Origin of the sequence: Polynucleobacter sp. MG-6-Vaara-E2 (genome assembly GCF_018687695.1) — a bacterium.
Classification (GTDB): domain Bacteria; phylum Pseudomonadota; class Gammaproteobacteria; order Burkholderiales; family Burkholderiaceae; genus Polynucleobacter.
This window is the reverse complement of the sequence record NZ_CP061303.1, coordinates 584,003-601,039: the sequence shown is the minus strand read 5'-3', so window position 1 is coordinate 601,039 and position 17,037 is coordinate 584,003. Positions and strand designations below refer to the sequence as shown.

The 17,037-nt window shown below is 46.1% G+C and carries 18 protein-coding genes; 8 read left to right on the top strand and 10 right to left on the bottom strand.

What is annotated here, in order from left to right; translation table 11 throughout:
• Window positions 1-4 precede the first annotated feature (4 nt).
• The 4 genes from ICV38_RS03160 to ICV38_RS03145 form a co-directional block, all read right to left on the bottom strand.
• On the bottom strand, window positions 5-934 hold the full coding sequence (locus tag ICV38_RS03160) for a fumarylacetoacetate hydrolase family protein (RefSeq protein ID WP_215382306.1): 930 nt from the start codon (window positions 932-934) through the stop codon (window positions 5-7).
• Between the two features lie 58 nt (window positions 935-992).
• Entirely contained in the window at window positions 993-2,138 is a 1,146-nt protein-coding gene (gene tcuB / locus ICV38_RS03155; protein WP_215382305.1) for a tricarballylate utilization 4Fe-4S protein TcuB, read from the bottom strand.
• Window positions 2,125-3,537: an FAD-dependent tricarballylate dehydrogenase TcuA gene (tcuA, locus tag ICV38_RS03150; RefSeq protein WP_215382304.1), complete on the bottom strand. Its 1,413-nt coding sequence runs from the start codon at window positions 3,535-3,537 to the stop codon at window positions 2,125-2,127. Before tcuA ends, tcuB begins: the two co-directional genes overlap by 14 nt.
• A gap of 64 nt (window positions 3,538-3,601) precedes the next feature.
• Entirely contained in the window at window positions 3,602-4,513 is a 912-nt protein-coding gene (locus ICV38_RS03145; RefSeq protein WP_215382303.1) for a DMT family transporter, read from the bottom strand.
• Window positions 4,514-4,628: 115 nt separating this feature from the next.
• Between ICV38_RS03145 and ICV38_RS03140 the strand changes: the two genes are divergently transcribed.
• From ICV38_RS03140 to ICV38_RS03125, 4 genes are all read left to right on the top strand, one after another.
• A complete protein-coding gene (locus ICV38_RS03140) occupies window positions 4,629-5,774 on the top strand; it encodes an alpha-hydroxy acid oxidase (RefSeq protein WP_215382302.1) in 1,146 nt (381 codons plus the stop codon).
• A gap of 251 nt (window positions 5,775-6,025) precedes the next feature.
• Complete coding sequence (locus tag ICV38_RS03135; RefSeq protein ID WP_215382301.1) at window positions 6,026-6,220, top strand: hypothetical protein; 195 nt, start codon at window positions 6,026-6,028, stop codon at window positions 6,218-6,220.
• 114 nt (window positions 6,221-6,334) lie between these two features.
• On the top strand, window positions 6,335-6,877 hold the full coding sequence (locus tag ICV38_RS03130) for a cytochrome b (RefSeq protein ID WP_215382300.1): 543 nt from the start codon (window positions 6,335-6,337) through the stop codon (window positions 6,875-6,877).
• A gap of 11 nt (window positions 6,878-6,888) precedes the next feature.
• Window positions 6,889-7,065 carry a hypothetical protein gene (locus ICV38_RS03125; RefSeq protein WP_215382299.1) on the top strand — a complete coding sequence of 59 codons (177 nt, stop codon included), beginning with the start codon at window positions 6,889-6,891 and terminating at the stop codon, window positions 7,063-7,065.
• Window positions 7,066-7,108: 43 nt separating this feature from the next.
• Here the strand turns inward: ICV38_RS03125 and ICV38_RS03120 are convergent, their stop codons facing one another.
• Together ICV38_RS03120 and ICV38_RS03115 are read right to left on the bottom strand one after the other, a co-directional pair.
• On the bottom strand, window positions 7,109-8,209 hold the full coding sequence (locus ICV38_RS03120; RefSeq protein WP_215382298.1) for an alkene reductase: 1,101 nt from the start codon (window positions 8,207-8,209) through the stop codon (window positions 7,109-7,111).
• 76 nt (window positions 8,210-8,285) lie between these two features.
• Complete coding sequence (locus ICV38_RS03115; protein WP_215382297.1) at window positions 8,286-9,200, bottom strand: hydrogen peroxide-inducible genes activator; 915 nt, start codon at window positions 9,198-9,200, stop codon at window positions 8,286-8,288.
• Between the two features lie 166 nt (window positions 9,201-9,366).
• Between ICV38_RS03115 and ICV38_RS03110 the strand changes: the two genes are divergently transcribed.
• From ICV38_RS03110 to ICV38_RS03100, 3 genes are all read left to right on the top strand, one after another.
• Window positions 9,367-9,852, top strand: coding sequence for a rubrerythrin family protein (locus ICV38_RS03110; protein ID WP_215382296.1), 486 nt, complete (start codon window positions 9,367-9,369; stop codon window positions 9,850-9,852).
• A 62-nt stretch (window positions 9,853-9,914) separates the two neighbouring features.
• Window positions 9,915-10,079 (top strand): rubredoxin, encoded by a 165-nt coding sequence (locus tag ICV38_RS03105; RefSeq protein WP_251368208.1) that lies wholly within the window; start codon window positions 9,915-9,917, stop codon window positions 10,077-10,079.
• Window positions 10,080-10,140: 61 nt separating this feature from the next.
• Window positions 10,141-11,310: an NAD(P)/FAD-dependent oxidoreductase gene (locus ICV38_RS03100; RefSeq protein WP_215382294.1), complete on the top strand. Its 1,170-nt coding sequence runs from the start codon at window positions 10,141-10,143 to the stop codon at window positions 11,308-11,310.
• A 64-nt stretch (window positions 11,311-11,374) separates the two neighbouring features.
• Here the strand turns inward: ICV38_RS03100 and ICV38_RS03095 are convergent, their stop codons facing one another.
• Entirely contained in the window at window positions 11,375-11,968 is a 594-nt protein-coding gene (locus ICV38_RS03095) for a urate hydroxylase PuuD (RefSeq protein ID WP_215382293.1), read from the bottom strand.
• A 170-nt stretch (window positions 11,969-12,138) separates the two neighbouring features.
• On the opposite strand from ICV38_RS03095, the gene ICV38_RS03090 reads away from it, so the two are divergent.
• Window positions 12,139-13,119 carry a tripartite tricarboxylate transporter substrate binding protein gene (locus ICV38_RS03090; protein ID WP_215382292.1) on the top strand — a complete coding sequence of 327 codons (981 nt, stop codon included), beginning with the start codon at window positions 12,139-12,141 and terminating at the stop codon, window positions 13,117-13,119.
• Between the two features lie 55 nt (window positions 13,120-13,174).
• Here ICV38_RS03090 and ICV38_RS03085 read toward each other — a convergent pair whose 3' ends face one another.
• From ICV38_RS03085 to ICV38_RS03075, 3 genes are all read right to left on the bottom strand, one after another.
• Window positions 13,175-13,951, bottom strand: coding sequence for a 3-hydroxybutyrate dehydrogenase (locus ICV38_RS03085; RefSeq protein WP_215382291.1), 777 nt, complete (start codon window positions 13,949-13,951; stop codon window positions 13,175-13,177).
• Window positions 13,952-14,087: 136 nt separating this feature from the next.
• A complete protein-coding gene (locus ICV38_RS03080; RefSeq protein WP_215382290.1) occupies window positions 14,088-16,484 on the bottom strand; it encodes a xanthine dehydrogenase family protein molybdopterin-binding subunit in 2,397 nt (798 codons plus the stop codon).
• 18 nt (window positions 16,485-16,502) lie between these two features.
• The gene (locus tag ICV38_RS03075) at window positions 16,503-17,012 is read right to left on the bottom strand and encodes a (2Fe-2S)-binding protein (protein ID WP_215382289.1); all 510 of its coding nucleotides are present in this window, start codon (window positions 17,010-17,012) and stop codon (window positions 16,503-16,505) included.
• Window positions 17,013-17,037 lie beyond the last annotated feature (25 nt).

Here is a 17,037-nt window from a genome sequence, read left to right as displayed (position 1 = left end):
TTTTTTATTCAATGATGGTTGTGCGTAAAGTAGAAATACCATCGATGGAGCATTCCACAACATCACCGGGCTTTAAATACAGGTCCTCCGCATTCTCTTTGCCGACAGCAACACCGCCCGGCGCGCCCGTTGAAAACATATCCCCTGCCTCAATCGGAATAAAGCGAGAGAAATGCTCCAAAATATCTGAGATCTTCCAAATCTGATCAACGGTGTTAACGCGCATGCGCTCTTGTCCATTAACAGAACAGGTCATCCATAGGTTATACACATCTGGAATCTCATCAATTGTGACTATCTCTGGACCCAAGGGACCAAAGCCTGGAATATTTTTGCCCGTCCAAAAACGAGACCCTGATGCCACCTCTCGCAATTGCAGATCACGGCAAGTCAAATCATTCAGAATGGTGACGCCGGCAACATAATCCATTGCTTCGGCTTTTTTTGCTCCCAAGGCTCGTTTACCAATCACAAACACCAGCTCGGGCTCGTAATCTAGGCGAGTAATTCCCTTTGGGCGTACCACCTTTGCTTCATGGCCAGACAAACAGGAGTTCAACTTAATAAATGACGTTGGCTCCTGTGGAATTTCTTTAATCAAATTTGTACGCTTAAGCTCTTCTAAATGCGTACGATAGTTCTTGCCTACGCAGAGAAACTTCTCAGCATTGGTAATTGGTGGCAAATAGGTAATCGCATTTGAGCTAATCAGCAAAGAAGAGTAATCGCCTGAAGAGGCTACCCAAGACTTAGCCTGCTCCATCACTTTATTACCTGCGCGTAAGAATGATTTCATATCAACTGGGAAATCCGTAATCCCCAACTTCTTTGCAACATCTGCAAACGGGAGAATTTGATCGCCAGAGGGATTGGGCAAACGAGCGCCGATTTCAGGATGGCTTGAGCCAGTACGGGTAAAGGTAATTAGTCTCATGTTCTTTTCTTCTAATTGATTTTATTTTTACTTCTAATACTGCAGTGTTAGTGAAATATTAATCTGCCCCAAATTGCAGATGGTTTTTCTGGCGCTTTTCGATTGAGTTCTTCAATAAAGCAGCAAGCCTATAAAAGCCATGTGCAAACTTACCGTATGGCATCGTCAAAAATAAGCCCATCACAAAACCAAGATGTATCACTAGCCAGATCGACATTGAAACAGTATCTCGATATGCCAACAATCCAAGTCCAGAAATGCTGATCAACAGGAGTAGCAAAATAAATGCTCTATCCATTGGTTTCTGGGAACGATCTCCATGAGCCGGATCTCTTTGGAAATTCAAATAGAGCAAACCCACTGGTCCGATCACCAACCCTATTCCACCTAGCATGCCCAAGATAACTGGCAAGCTATTGAGCGCATAAGGTGCATGCAGACCCAAAAGATAGTGATAAATCGTTGCGACACTTGTTGCAGCGAAACACAACATGAAGCCATAGAACGTGAAATGATGGAAACGCTTACGCCACAGCGAGAATGCATCATCTTCATTATTGCAACCATCCCCATGGCCGCCCCCAAGATATTTCAACGTGAGTGCATCATGCGCCGCTTCGGCAACCGCCTCTCCAGAGGCTTTGCCAGGAGCCATCTCACACCAAAAGCGAGTCAATCCAACTGCCAACGCCAAAATTGCAAAGCCAAAAACGATGCCAAAGATCAGTACTAGAGTGTTATGTGGGAAAACAGCATAGAAGTTTCCATCTAGAACTCCACCAAAATATTTACCGTTCAGTGCAAGCGCGAGCAAGAGAAAAACCATGACTGAAACCGAGGCGCTCAGCGCTACCGCAACACCGTTGATCTTGTATAACTTTCCCATCATCCGAGGCCAAGCAAAGTCCATATAAGTTTCTTTGCGCAACTGTGCCATCACCAGTGGGATATTTACCGCAAACTCATGGGGAGGTGCATATTGACATGCATGAAGACACGCACCGCAGTTATGACACAGGTTGGCTAAATAATGAACCACGCTGGGCGTGAACTCAATACGACGAGTCATCGCAGGAAAGACTGCACAGAATCCTTCGCAATAACGACAAGCATTACAAATTTGGAGCATACGATCCGCCTCTGACTCAGGCGTCCCCATAGCTAAATCACTAGCTTCGCGAATAAGTGAATTAAGTTGCCGCATATTCAGCCTTTAAAGATTGATTTTTAAGTGCCTTAGCAGCTTCCGCTCCTGCGATGCGACCAAAGACGGTGCCTATGGCCATGCCAATGCCGGCTGCATAGCCTTTTCCTAGGACATTGCCCGCCATCATCTCGCCTGCAACAAATAAATTTGAACTAGGTACATCGTTAAAACGAACTGCTGCAGTCTCATCGGTCTTCAAACCTAAATATGTGAATGTCACGCCAGGTCGAACAGCATAGCCATAGAAAGGTCCTGTATCTATTGGCAAAGCCCAATGGGTTTTAGCGGGCTCTAAACCTTCTGTACAACAATCATCTAAGATCGTGTGATCAAAAGTGCCCACTCGGCAAGCTGCGTTATAGGTCTTTACGGTTTCTTGGAGCGCCTTGGGATCTAAACCTAATTTGATTGCCAACTCATCCAATGTATCCGCTTTCTCACCGGGGAATACAGGCGGCATGAAGCGACCCAATACTTTGGAGTCAATAATGGAGTATCCGATCTGACCTGGTTGCTGTGCAACCAACCTTCCCCAAAATGCATAACGCTTAGGCCAAAAATCTTCTCCTTCATCTGAAAAGCGCTGTGCATCTTTATTGACAACAATACCGAAAGAAACTGCATCAATACGAGTACATATACCGCCATCATATAAAGGGGCTCGAGCATCAACAGCAACCATATGGGCTTGAGTAGGATCACTGACTGAATCGGCACCTAGGGATATGAGTTGCTTAAGCAATACGCCGTTGTTATATCTCGTACCCCGAATTAAAAAGTTATCCGCAGGGGACTCACCGTATTGATTGATGCCCCATACCTCTTTAAGCCATTCGCGGTTGGACTCAAAGCCGCCAGCAGCCAAAACACAAGTTTTGGCTGCAATGCGCTCATCACCAACATAAGCAGCAATAAATTTTCCGTCTCGAATTTCTACTGCGGAAACGGGAGACTCATAACGAATCTTCACTCCAAGCTTTTCAGCGCTGCGATAGTAAGCATTAACCAATGCTTTTCCCCCACCCATGAAAAATGCATTGGTTCGTGAGAGATTTAAAGTGCCGGATAAAGGAGGTTGAAAACGTACACCATGGTGTCGCATCCAATCACGGCACTGAGATGAAGCACGGATGACCAGTCTGGCCAAGAACTCATCTGTGACGCCACTCGTAACTTTTAAAACATCCTGCCAATACTCTTCCTCGGTATAAGCTTCGAGCATGACATCTTGAGGCTCATCATGCATTGCACGAATATTACGAGTATGAGAAGAATTTCCACCGCGCCATACTTTAGGGGCCGCTTCCAGAAGTAAAACGCTAGCGCCCGCTTCCCTAGCCATGAGGGCAGCACACAGAGCGGCATTACCGCCGCCAATCACCAACACGTCAACCATGGCTAAGAGTTCGATAGAAAAGAATTACTTTACTGTTTTTTTGGTTTTTTTACCGAAATACAGATTAAGCAACAGAACGGCCTTGACTAGAGGAGACCCAGATTCCAGCCACAATTAAGGCAAATGCCACCCCATGAAACAACTGCGGGGGCTCCCCCAACATCGCTGCGGATAAGATTGCCGTAAATAGAGGAATAAAGTTTGCAAAGAAAGCAGCTACTGTTGGTCCTGCCCCATTAACACCCATTCCCCAGCAACGATAGGCAATCAGCGATGGGCCAACTGCAACAAACAAAATCAGTGAGCCAGTCCAAAGATTGAGGTCAAGGTAAGCATGACCCAAAGCAATCTCAAAGCCATCAAAAAATCCTGTCCACAACAGACCTACTAAAACCTGCGCCATCAAGAAATCCGCCCATGGCCATTGACGTTCAGTACTCGTTCCTGGGCGACTAAGCATCCAGCTATAGAAGGCCCACAGAATTGTTGCCAACATGATCAATAAATCACCAGTCACCATTTGCATGGAGAGCAAAGTAGCAAGCTCTCCCCTTGTGAGCACAATTGCCACACCTAGCAAAGAGACAATAGCGCCAATCAATTGCAAAAGATTAGGTTTGGTTTGGTAAAAGACAGCGCCAATAAATAGCATCCAAATTGGCATACTGGCGCCAATCAAAGTGACATTGATTGCGGTTGATGTTTGTAACGCAAGGTACAAGAGGACGTTATAGCTACCCACCCCGAATAGACCCAAGAGTAAAAAGCGCTTCTTGTTCTGCCATAGGGCACTTTCCGGTTTAAATACTCGCCAACCCAAAGGTAATAAAAGCAAGGCGGCCAAACCCCAACGAACTGCACTCAGGGTAATTGGTGAAACACTTCCCACCAACAAACGCCCTGCAATCGCATTTCCAGCCCACAGGGCTGTAGCAGTCAATAAATAGGCAGCAGTAGCAATAGTCAGTTTTGGCATGCAATTGTTAGAGGGTGAACTCCCCCAGAGGGTGTTATTGATAGGGATACCCTAGCATTGTAGAAACAAATCCTCGGTATTGCTAAGATATAGCTTAATTAGATAAGGATTTACTGTGCCAATCATCACCAATATTGAAGACCTTCGGGTTCTCCATCAAAAACGTACCCCCAAGATGTTTTATGACTATGCAGACTCAGGGTCATGGACAGAATCAACTTATCGCGCCAATGAATCTGATTTTCAGAAAATTAAATTGCGTCAGCGTGTCGCAGTCAACATGACCAACCGCACCACCGAGACAACCATGGTAGGCGAGAAAGTAGCCATGCCAGTAGCATTAGCTCCGACTGGTTTAACTGGTATGCAACACGCTGATGGAGAAATTCTGGCAGCAAAAGCAGCTGAAAAGTTTGGTGTGCCCTTCTGTTTATCCACGATGAGTATTTGCTCTATTGAGGATGTTGCTGAGCGCACCACCAAACCATTTTGGTTTCAGCTGTATGTGATGAAAGATCGTGGCTTTATTCAGCGCCTAATTGAGCGCGCAAAAGTGGCGAAGTGCTCAGCCCTGGTTTTGACTTTGGATTTACAGATTCTGGGTCAACGCCATAAAGATTTAAAGAATGGTCTCTCAGCACCACCAAAACTGACCATTGCCAATATGATCAACATGGCAACCAAACCGCGCTGGTGTTTGGGCATGGCAATGACCCCTCGCAGAACCTTCCGTAATATTGTTGGTCATGCCACCGGAGTGGGCAATATGTCATCCCTCTCCTCTTGGACTGCAGAGCAATTCGATCCAGGCCTGAACTGGGGCGATGTCGAGTGGATTAAAAAGCTTTGGGGCGGCAAGCTCATCATTAAGGGTATCTTGGATGAAGAAGATGCACGTCTAGCAGCAAACTCTGGCGCTGACGCACTGATCGTTTCCAACCATGGCGGCCGTCAATTGGATGGCGCGATTTCGAGCATCAAAGCATTACCAGGAATCGTAGATGCGGTCGGTAAAGATATTGAAGTATGGATGGATGGCGGGATTCGTTCGGGCCAAGATGTTTTAAAAGCTTGGGCATTAGGTGCTCGCGGCACCATGATTGGTCGCCCATTCTTATATGGCTTAGGAGCGATGGGTGAAGCTGGCGTAACTAAATGCCTTGAACTTATTCACAATGAACTCGATATCACCATGGCGTTTACAGGTCATCGCGATATCCAAAATGTGACCAAAGACATCTTATATCCAGGAACTTTCTAAATTTCTTCTCTCCTTAACCACCCTGTTTTGGTCTTTGGAATTTCATTCCTGAGTTTTTCTTTAGCTGTTTGGTTTGGTAATACTGCTAAAAGCCGCTATTGCTCTAATGATGCTGAAATTTCTGAAGACTTAGGTCTTGCTCCGATTGGTGCGCGCAATCTCCTTACCCTTAAACAAAATATCACTCCTAAGATGAGCTCCACTAATTCATCTTCAATCAGCAAGTAAGCTTCACCACATAGGCGGTACTCATGAAACGTGTTGTTGATGTATTTAAGAACCGCGGCCGCGAATTGGTTTGGACCTACGTGATCCACCTGCAAAATGATGATGAATTCCACCCTGGTCAACTCGACTTTGAGTTGGAGGCACTCAGGCTTTCTCAGCTTGATAAAAGAGGTCCAGTCAACGAACTAAGCGCCAAGGTTCGACTCAGTCAAACCTGAATTTGGGTGAAGTTCAGCCCTTTCCATCCCTATACGGGGCATTTAACCCTAATGTTGTAATTGTTAATGAGATTCATTATCATTTATAGAGAATTTCATTAATAGAGCCTCAGCATGTCTAAATCTCGCTATCACCCTTTATCCATCTTTCTGCATTGGTTTGTTTTTATCCTCATCATTGCAGCCTTTATTGCCATTGAGCTCAAAGGGCAGTTTCTCAAAGGTAGTGAACCGCGCGAACTTTGCAAAACCATCCATGGTGTCTTTGGGCAACTCATTTTTCTGGCGATGGCTATTCGTCTCATGGTTCGAATTAAATATGGAGTCCCCGAGCCAACCAACCGGAAAGCCATCGTAAACACACTAGCCAAAACAATACATTGGTTAATGTATGCCTTGCTATTGATAGCACCCATATTTGGCATTCTCTATTTTCAATACGCTGGCAAGGCTATCCATTTCTTTGGATTGATATGGCCTCAACTACTAACCCCTAACCCTGAGATGAAAAAATTCGTTGAGGGAATCCATGAGTTTTTAGGCAACTCTTTGTACTTCCTAATTGGCCTGCATGCTCTCGCTGGCTTATGGCAACATTACGTTACAAAAGACGATACACTTCGTCGCATGTTGAACAAAGTCAAAGCAAGTACTTAAGGATTAAACAGATGAAGCCCTTATCTAAAAAAGCCAAGATGGCAGTAGGTTGGACTGTACTGATGACCGTTGTTGGCACTGCGATGCTGCACCAATGGGAGTTCTTTGCAATGGGGTGCGCCTCCTTAGCGCTACTGCTAGTAGCCAATCATTACGATCTATTGAAAGATCCTGAAGACAAAAAATAAACCCCGCCTAGAGAGACGGGGTTTATAGGGAAACTCTACTTCACTAGAGCGTTGGGTAATCGGTATAGCCCGCCTCTTGACCACCATAGAACGTGGCACGGTTATAGGGATTAAGCGGGGCATTCTTCTGGAAGCGCTCTGCTAAATCTGGATTAGAAATATAGATTCGTCCATATGCCACTGCATCAGCCAGGTCTTCTTCTAAAACCTTCTCACCCATAGCTTGATCGTAACCACCTGCAGTTATAAATTTACCCTGATAGGCTTTGCGAAAAAGCTCTGAAGTGCTTGGGGCATCTTCGTTTATCTGGTCACCGCCACCTGCGCTAGTAGCGCGAGGTTCAATCATGTGAACATAGGCTAAGTTATATGCATTTAGCTTTTGAATCGCCGCAGTAAATAAAGCTACCGGGTCACTATCAGACATATCGTTAAAGGTGCCATAAGGAGAGAGACGCACACCAACCCGATCACTTGGGAACACTTTACTAACTGCATCAATCACTTCGCCCAATAAACGTAAACGGTTTTCAATTGAGCCGCCGTATTGATCAGTCCGGTGGTTGGTTCCATCTTGCAAGAACTGATCCAATAAATATCCATTTGCTGAGTGAATCTCTATACCGTCAAAGCCTGCTGCTTTTGCATTCTTGGCAGCCGCCTCGAACTCTCTCAATAAACGCGCGATATCCTCGAGAGTCATCGCCTTAGGTGTCTCATAGTCGTGCAACTTCCAATCAGCACCATAGGTTTGCCCTGCAGGAGTAATAGCAGATGGCGCCTCAGGTAAGCCCTGTTCTGGATGCAATGAAGAATGGGAGATGCGCCCGACGTGCCATAACTGCGCAACGATAGAACCACCCTTGGCATGTACAGCCTCAACAATCTCTTTCCAGGCGGCTGTTTGCTCTGGTGAATAGATGCCAGGTGTTGCTGGATAGCCCATACCCAAAGGTGAAATTTGGGTAGCCTCGGTGATGATAAGACCCGCACTAGCACGCTGCGCATAGTAAATCTTCGCCAATGGATTTGGTACATCACCAGCCACTGCACGCATCCTGGTGAGCGGAGCCATCACGAGACGATTCTTTAGCGAGATTGAACCCAGCTTAACTGGGGTGAACATGATTTCTTTACCGGACATGAAATACTTTCTTTATAAATGGTGAAACAACATGAATGACTCTAATTAATTTTGAATAAATGTGCTGAGCTTACTTTTACTTTTTCAGATTAATGCCAAAACGCTCTCGAATACAGACTGACAAAGCAGCAAACTCAGCTGTGTGTGCAGTAGAAGATCGTGCCACTAGCGCAATAACTCTTTTGGGAGCAGGTGCCGCCATGGCCTTAGCAATCAGATCGCTGTTATTAAGCAAACTGCTCTTTACAGCCATTTCAGGAATTAGGGCAATGCCAAAACCCGACTCAACCATCTGCAGCAAGGTCAACAAGCTTGTAGCCTCCATACCCTCATCCTTACGAATGTCTGCTTTCTTACAAGCCTGCAAGCTATGCTCGCGTAAGCAATGACCCTCCTCTAATAGCAAGAGTCTCTCAGCCATTTTGGCGGGAAGCATCACCTCTTTACCTTTAAGCGCAGGATCACCCTCTCGTGCTACCAACCAAAAAGGATCGTCAAATAATTCTTCAACCAATAAACCACTGACGTCATAAGGCAAGGCAATTAATGCAAAGTCCAACTTATGGTCAGCCAGCCTAGATAACAAATTGGCAGTGAGATCTTCTCGCAACGTAATTTTGAGATCGGGAAAGCGCTTGCGAACTTCGGGCAAAACAGTCGGCAATAAGAAAGGTGCGATTGTTGGAATCACCCCCATCCGAATGGTTGCCGTCATCGGTTTGCCTGATGCGCTGGCGTACTCCACTAAATCTTCTGATGCAGTCAAAATTGTTTTTGCGCGCTCTAGCACCTCAAGACCGGCAGGTGTAATCGACACATTTTGCCGATCTCGCTCTACCAATTTGATGCCCAAGCCATCCTCTAATTCTTTTAAGCCAGCGCTGAGTGTGGATTGCCCTACAAAACAGGCTTCAGCTGCACGGGTGAAATTAAGCTCTCGAGCTAGGGCTACCAGATAGCTTAATTGCCTTAATGACGGTAAATAGGCCATTACGCCTCCTTATCGAATTATTTGATCAATAATAGCATAATTATTCATTGGACTGATTAAGAGATCAAGACCACAATGCATTCCATAGTTGAGCGAGCAATAAGAAGTAATGCAAGGCCAACAAATTTTTGTATATGAATGATAGAAATTAAATAAAGGAATCAAAATGACACGCCCAGAAATCAAAACCATCCAAAACTTGGAATCAGCATTTGCCGGTGAATCCATGGCTCACATTAAATATCGCTATTTTGCAAAGTTATCCCGTGCTGCTGGTGACGAAGAGACTGCAAAGATTTTCGAGGCCACTGCAGACCAAGAAGTAATGCATGCATTCGGTCACTTGGATTTGCTCTACCCTGCTAGCACCATCACACCAGAACGTGCATTGGAGATTGCCATTGAAGGGGAAACGTATGAGTACACCGAAATGTATCCATCTTTCCGTAAAACCGCTGTGGAAGAAGGTAATGCTGCAGCCATTCAAGAAATTGATGAGCAAATTGCAGAGTCTAAAGAACATGCCGAGCAGTTCCAAGCGGTCTTGGTAAAAGCAGCCAAGCGCTTTGCTGCCTTAGCCAATGTGGAGGAGCGTCATGCCAACCATTACAAGCAGGCTCTAGAGAAGGCAAAAGTGTTCGCCTCTCAATAAAGCGTTACAAGAAATAAATCTCAACTGAATTTAAACTTACATCTACTACTGAAGGAATGAACATGAAATCTTGGCAATGTATCGTATGTGGCTTTATCTATGATGAAGCAAAAGGCTTACCAGAAGACGGTATCGCCCCGGGCACAGCTTGGGCTGATATTCCAGAAGATTGGGAATGCCCCGATTGTGGCGTTTCAAAATCTGACTTTGAAATGGTGCAGATTTAAATAACGCTGTTTAGTAAGCCTTTGAATCACCTTAATTAACGCATTGCTAGGGAGCCCAGCTTTGGATCAAAATACATCACAATCCTCATCCGCTATTGTCATTATTGGCAGCGGATTGGCTGGGTACACCGTTATACGAGAGATTCGTAAAATCAATAAAGAAATTCCCATTACGCTAGTTACTAAAGAGCCTGGATATTTTTATTCCAAACCAATGCTCTCGACTGCTCTAGCAAGCAAAAAAGAAGCGGCGCAATTGATTTCTACGCCAGCAGATGGAATGGCCACACAACTTGAGCTCAACATCTTGTCTGAGGCAGATGTCACTGCAATTGATAGCACTAAGCAAGTGATTCAAACCAGTAAGGGAGAAATTCCTTATTACAAACTTGTCTTGGCACTGGGTGCCGATCAAATTCGTTTGCCTCTTCAAGGAAATGCAGTCAATGAAGTATTGACTGTCAACGATCTTGAGGATTATGCAAAGTTTCGTAGTGCTATTGCTAATAAGAAGAAGATTGCCATTCTGGGCGCAGGCCTGATTGGCTGTGAGTTCGCCAATGACTTAGTCTTGGGTGGCTACGAAGTTGATGTTATTGACCTAGCACCTCAGGCTCTGGGACGCTTAATTCCGGAGGCTGCGGCTACCGACCTACAAAATAAGTTGAGTGATGCGGGTGTTCATTGGCACTTTAGCACTACAGTGCAGACGATAGATCGTGCCAATGAGCAACTCCACATTACTTTAGCCAATGGCACTGTAATCGTTAGCGATGTAGTGTTGTCTGCCGTAGGATTAAAACCCCGACTAGATCTTGCCAAAGCATCGGGTATTGCTACTGGTGTAGGCATCCAAGTAAATCGCGAACTAGAAACTAACGTTCCTCACATTTACGCATTGGGTGATTGCGCTGAAGTCGAGGGCTTAGTACTTCCATACGTCATGCCGATCATGCAAGCAGCAAGAGCGTTGGCCGTGACGCTTACTGGACAACGTACCGCTCTCACCTACCCTGCAATGCCTGTGATGGTTAAAACACCAGCCTTAGCGACTATTGTTTCGCCACCTGCTAAAGGTGCTGCTGGTCAATGGAAGACAAACTCGGTTGAAGGTGGTCTAGAGGCACGCTTTGAGTCTGCCGATGGCGAGCTCCTAGGATTTGTATTGATGGGTTCGGCTACCGCACAGCGTGGCGCCCTCACCAAGGAATTGCCAGCAATTCTGGCCTAAATAGACTCTCGGCAAACAAAAAGGCCCGCATTGCGGGCCTTTTCTTTACACTAACTAGGGGTGATTAAGAAACGATCACAAACCAAGTAGTGTTGTGTGACTGAGCAACCATCAAGAACAACATTGGGATAGAAAGCAATGTGTTCAAACGGGATGTCAACATCGCTACGCGTGCAGACTTTGCTTTTACATCAGCTTCAACAGTCACGATGCCAAGGGCACGTTTCTGATTAGGCCAGATGATGAACCATACGTTAAATGCCATTACCAAAGCAATCCACATACCCAAACCGATTGCGCGGAAAGGGGCTTGTAATGTGAAAGCTTGATGTGCATAACCGTTTACTACTGCAAGGATCAATCCAGTAAGCACAGTGAAGAGTGCAGCGTAACGGAACCAGAACAATGCTGCTGGAGCAATCACTTTACCAATCGCTGGCTTTTGCTCGTCAGGGATTTTTGGCATGGAAGGAATTTGCACAAAGTTAAAGTACCAGAGCAAACCAATCCACATCACACCAAACATCACGTGCAACCAACGGAACACGAATGGCAATTCAGCGGAGCTAAAGTTACCACCCAAAGCAAGAATAATTAAAACGAGGAGCACAAAACCAGCTAATACTGTGCGTCCCAATGAGGTCAAGATTGAAGCCATGAAAGGATCTCCTATATATAAGAATGCGCTGTAACTATAAACGATTCTGTTAGTTTTGTTTAGGTATCTAAAAATATCAGCATCTTCAATAAAATAGCGATTTTGCTAGTGACTTAGGGCATTTTGGGGTGCAAAATAAGCAAAAAACAATTATTCAAACGAGACAAAACATGCCCTTCCCATCCTTTTCTAAAGTAATCGCTTGCCTGAGTCTATTGGCATTTGGATTCATCTCCAACGCTCACGCCCAAGAATTTCCACCCAAGAAAACCATCACGATTGTGGTCGGCTTTGCCGCTGGCGGATCTGCCGATAGCGCCGCTCGCGTCATTGCTAAAAAATTGAGTGAGGATCTTGGGCAAAATGTCATTGTGGATAACAAGCCAGGGGCAGGCGGCAATATTGCCCACGCCTATACCGCTACTGCACCTGCAGATGGATCAGTCATTCTCTTTGGTTCGATTGGCCCACTATCGATCGCACCACATTTGATGAAGTTGCCATATGACCCTCAAAAAGATCTAGCACCCCTCACGATGGGGGTGACCTTCCCTAATGTACTGGTGGTGATTCCAGAGTTGGGTGTAAAGAGCTTTAAAGAATATGTTGCTTTAGCCAAAAAAAATCCCGGCAAGATTACCTTTGCCTCCACAGGTAGTGGCTCTGCATCACACCTTCAGGGTGAATTATTGAACGTGCGCGCTGATATTGATACCGTTCACGTGCCTTATAAAGGCGGAAGCCCTGCAATGGTGGACCTCCTTGGCGGCCGCGTTTCCTCTTATTACTCTGCTCTAGCCACTGCTGATCCATATATTAAGAACGGCAAGTTAATTCCAATTGCCACCACAGGGTTGAAGCGTGCACCCACCTTGCCAAACGTACCAACGATTGCTGAATCTGGTTACCCCGGTTTTGATGCAAGTAATTGGTATGCATTTGTGGCGCCTGGTAAAACACCAGATGTCATTTTAGAGAAATGGAATAAAGCACTGGTTGCAGTCCTAAAAGATAAAGTAACCAATGCGCAATTAGCTGAGCATGGCTTAACGCCGAATCCTGGTAGCCGCGAGGACCTCCAGAAATATATCGCCAGTCAATCTGCAATGTGGGGAAAGATTATTGCTGATAGAAAAATAACCGCCGAGTAACTTTGCAGTTACCTAGCGGTCATTGTTTGCACAACTAGTAGACTTTTCTTTGGACTTACTGAGCTGTCCAACCACCATCCATATTCCAAGCTACACCGCGCACTTCAGAAGCATCTGGACCACATAGGAATACTGCTAGCGCAGATAACTGCTCTGGAGTAACGAACTCTCCTGATGGCTGCTTCTCAGAGACCAAGGCCGTCTTAGCAGCCTCATTAGAGATACCTTCGCGCTCCGCACGAGCATCTACCTGCTTTTGCACCAATGGGGTCAAGACCCAGCCTGGGCAGATTGCGTTACAAGTAATACCAGTGCGAGCATTTTCCAGAGCAGTAACCTTTGTTAAGCCAACGATGCCATGCTTAGCTGCGACATAGGCTGCTTTTTGTGTTGATGCAACCAAGCCATGCACAGAGGCAATATTAATAATGCGGCCCCAGTTGCGTTTCTTCATTCCAGGGAGTGCATGGTGCGTAGTATGAAATGCGGAACTCAAATTAATCGCAATGATCGCATCCCATTTATCTGTTGGGAATTCTTCAATATTCGCGGTGTGCTGAATGCCTGCGTTATTCACCAAAATATCGAGCGAACCAAAACGTTTTTCAGTTTGCTTAATGAGATCTTCGATCTCGGCTGGCTTGCTCATATCTGCGCCGTGGTAATCCACCTCAACACCACAGGCCTTAATTTTTGCAATTGCTTCGTCTTTTTCACCAAAGCCATTGACCATAATGTTGACACCTTGCTTAGCCAATGCAACTGCCATACCTAAACCAATACCACTAGTAGATCCTGTTACTAGGGCTGTTTTACCTTTTAATGTGGACATATCGATGTTTACCGTATCAAGTTAACCAATGTACCCTAGAGCGGGTCACCTAAAACTTGATGTTACAGGATGTGCAAAGCCCAAATTTGGGCTTTGCACTAAGGTGGACCGGCAGACTAAGAGATATGCCCGAAAATCAGATCTTCTTGAGTGCCCGCAGGATCTTCTCGCAGGTAATTGGCTGGTCAAATACCGTGGCATTAAATGGTGCCAAAGCATCATTAATTGCATTTTGAACAGCGCCTGGTGCGCCTGCTGTACCAGCCTCACCCGCCCCTTTTGCACCTAACTTGGAAGATTGAGTTGGGGTTTCTACGTGAGCCACCTCAATATCAGGCATCTCATTAGCCATTGGCACCAGATAATCAGCCATACTGCCATTGCGAAGCAAGCCACTCTCATCGTAAAGGCATTCTTCAAAGAGAACACCGCCAATGCCTTGCACAATCGCACCACGAACTTGCTCATCCACCAGCATCGGATTAATGACTCGACCACAATCTTCCACTGCCCAATGCTTCAGTAGTTTGACAAAGCCCGTATCGGGATCCACCTCCACATAAGAAGCTTGTACACCATTGGTGAAGATGAATGGGTAATCCTTCTGAGTGTAATGACGAGTCACCATGAGATCAGCAGAAAAACCTGCAGGCAAGGTGTCAGTACGGAAATAACCAATGCGACCAATTTCACTAAATGGGAGTAGCTGCTCGCCAGTCGCTTTATCAAGTACGTGACTGCGATGGATGCTTAACTCTGTAACGGGACGATTCAAAATCGCACCAGCTAATTTCAAAATATTCTCGTGCAGAGCTTGGCAAGCAAGCAATACTGCTTCGCCGCCTACACCCGCACCTCGAGACGCCCAAGTGCCACCGCCATAAGGGGTCACATCAGTATCGCCAGTCACGAGACGGACTTGGTTGATCGATACGCCGACCGCATCAGCTGCAATCTGCGCATAGATACCCTCAGTGCCCTGGCCTTGCTCACCAACGCCGACCAATACTGACACAACACCGCTTGGGTCAAGTCGAACTGAAGCGCCATCTTGCGAAGCAATGCGGGCACCACCAACCCCATAAAAAGCAGGGCTTGGATTTGTGAGCTCAATCAAGGTAGCAAAGCCAATACCGCGATAAATACCCTTCTTACGCAACTCTGCTTGCTCCTTACGCAATGCTGGGTAATCCATCATCTTTTCAATCGTACGCAAGCATTGCTCATGTGACAGAACTTCTAATTTGATGCCGGAGATTCCGGAGCATGGATACGCATCATCGGGAATCACATTTCGTTTGCGAAACTCCAATGGATCCATTTGCAATTTTTGCGCAGCTAAATCCACTAAGCCCTCGGTCACAGCACAAGCGATTGGATGCCCTACGCCACGATATTGGCAAGTTGGTGTTTTGTTTTGAAAGACAACATCCAAATGAGCACGATAGTTTTGGTGTTTATACGGGCCACCCACCAAGTTCACCACTTGGTTACCTTCAATCGCACTGGTTCTTGGGAACATGGAGTAAGGACCGATACCCGTTAAGTCATTAATCTCAAAGGCTAAGATGTCACCGGCTTTATTAGCGGCAATGCGGCCTTTAATGCGGTGTTCACGCGCATGTATATCGCTTGTAAACGACTCTAAACGGTCCGCAACAAACTTCACTGGACGTTCCAACATCATAGATAGCCCGACAGTTGCAAAGTCATCCGGATAGGCGTGAACTTTAATGCCAAATGAGCCACCCACATCTTTACAAATCACATGGACATCTGATTCAGATAAGCCAAACTGACGACAATACAAATCTTGCATCATGTGTGGCGCTTGCTGTGAGTGATACACCGTGAGGCGACGCTCGCCCGGGTTGTAGTCTGCAATTTGACAACGGGGTTCGAGCGTTACACCAGTGTGACGACCGAATCCAAAAGTCGCTTCAGCAACAACATCCGCAGTTGCAAATGCCTCATCAACATTGCCGACATCCAAACTGCGCGTGAAGCACAAGTTATCGCCGAGCTCAGGATGAATTAATGGGGTCTTCGGATCTAAAGCAGACTCCATTGAGATAACGGCGGGTAACTCTTCCCACTCAACATCAACATGTTGCAAAGCATCCTCTGCTTGGGCTCTAGTCTCAGCAACTACTGCCACTACAGGTTCACCCTGCCAGCAAGCTCGGTCAATAGCAAGCGCATGCTGAGGGGCAGATTTCATACCAGCTAAGTGACCTAGTGTCGCAACCCAAGGCTTACAAATTTTGGCCATCTGCACACCGTCTACTACCGCAAGTACTCCTGGCATTTTGCTAGCATGCTCAGTATGAATCTTGCCGATCTTCATATGCGCTACTGGTGAACGCCAAAAGACGACGTGACCCATGCGGGGCAATTGAATATCGTCAATATAGGTACCCTGACCTTCAAGTAAGCGACGCGCGCTATGTCTTGGTTCGCTGTTACCGATGTAACGCTGGTCATTGGTTACGGGATCGAGAACGAGTCCTTTTAAATCGCTTGGCTTATTCATAATGCTTTCCTAAATTCCTTAAGCGTGGGCAACGACAGGTTTGATTTTTTGGCCCTTTGCTCGAGCCTCGAGAACATCCACAATCGCATCTACGATTGCGTGATAGCCCGTACAACGACAGTAATTGCCAGAGATCCACTCACGGACTTCTTCGCGACTGGCTTTGGGCTGCTTTTCAATTAACTCCGCAGCAGCCAACAACATGCCAGAGGAACAAAAGCCACACTGCATTGCGTTATGACGCATGAAGGATTCTTGTAGATCAGCTAAAGCGCCACTCTTAGTGAGTCCCTCAACAGTCTCAACTACCGAGCCATCCGCCTGTACCGTAAGAAATAAACAGCCTCGAATAATCTGACCATCCACCTTGACGGTACAAGCCCCGCATGCACCCTGCTCACAACCTAAATGAGGGCCTTTAAGATGCAAATCCTCACGCAAAAAATCGACGAGGTGACGACGTGGCTCAATTTCTGCATTTACAGTGACGCCATTCACGGTCATCGATACTTTTTTCTTCAAACTCATTTTTAGATCTCCGAACAATCTGAGT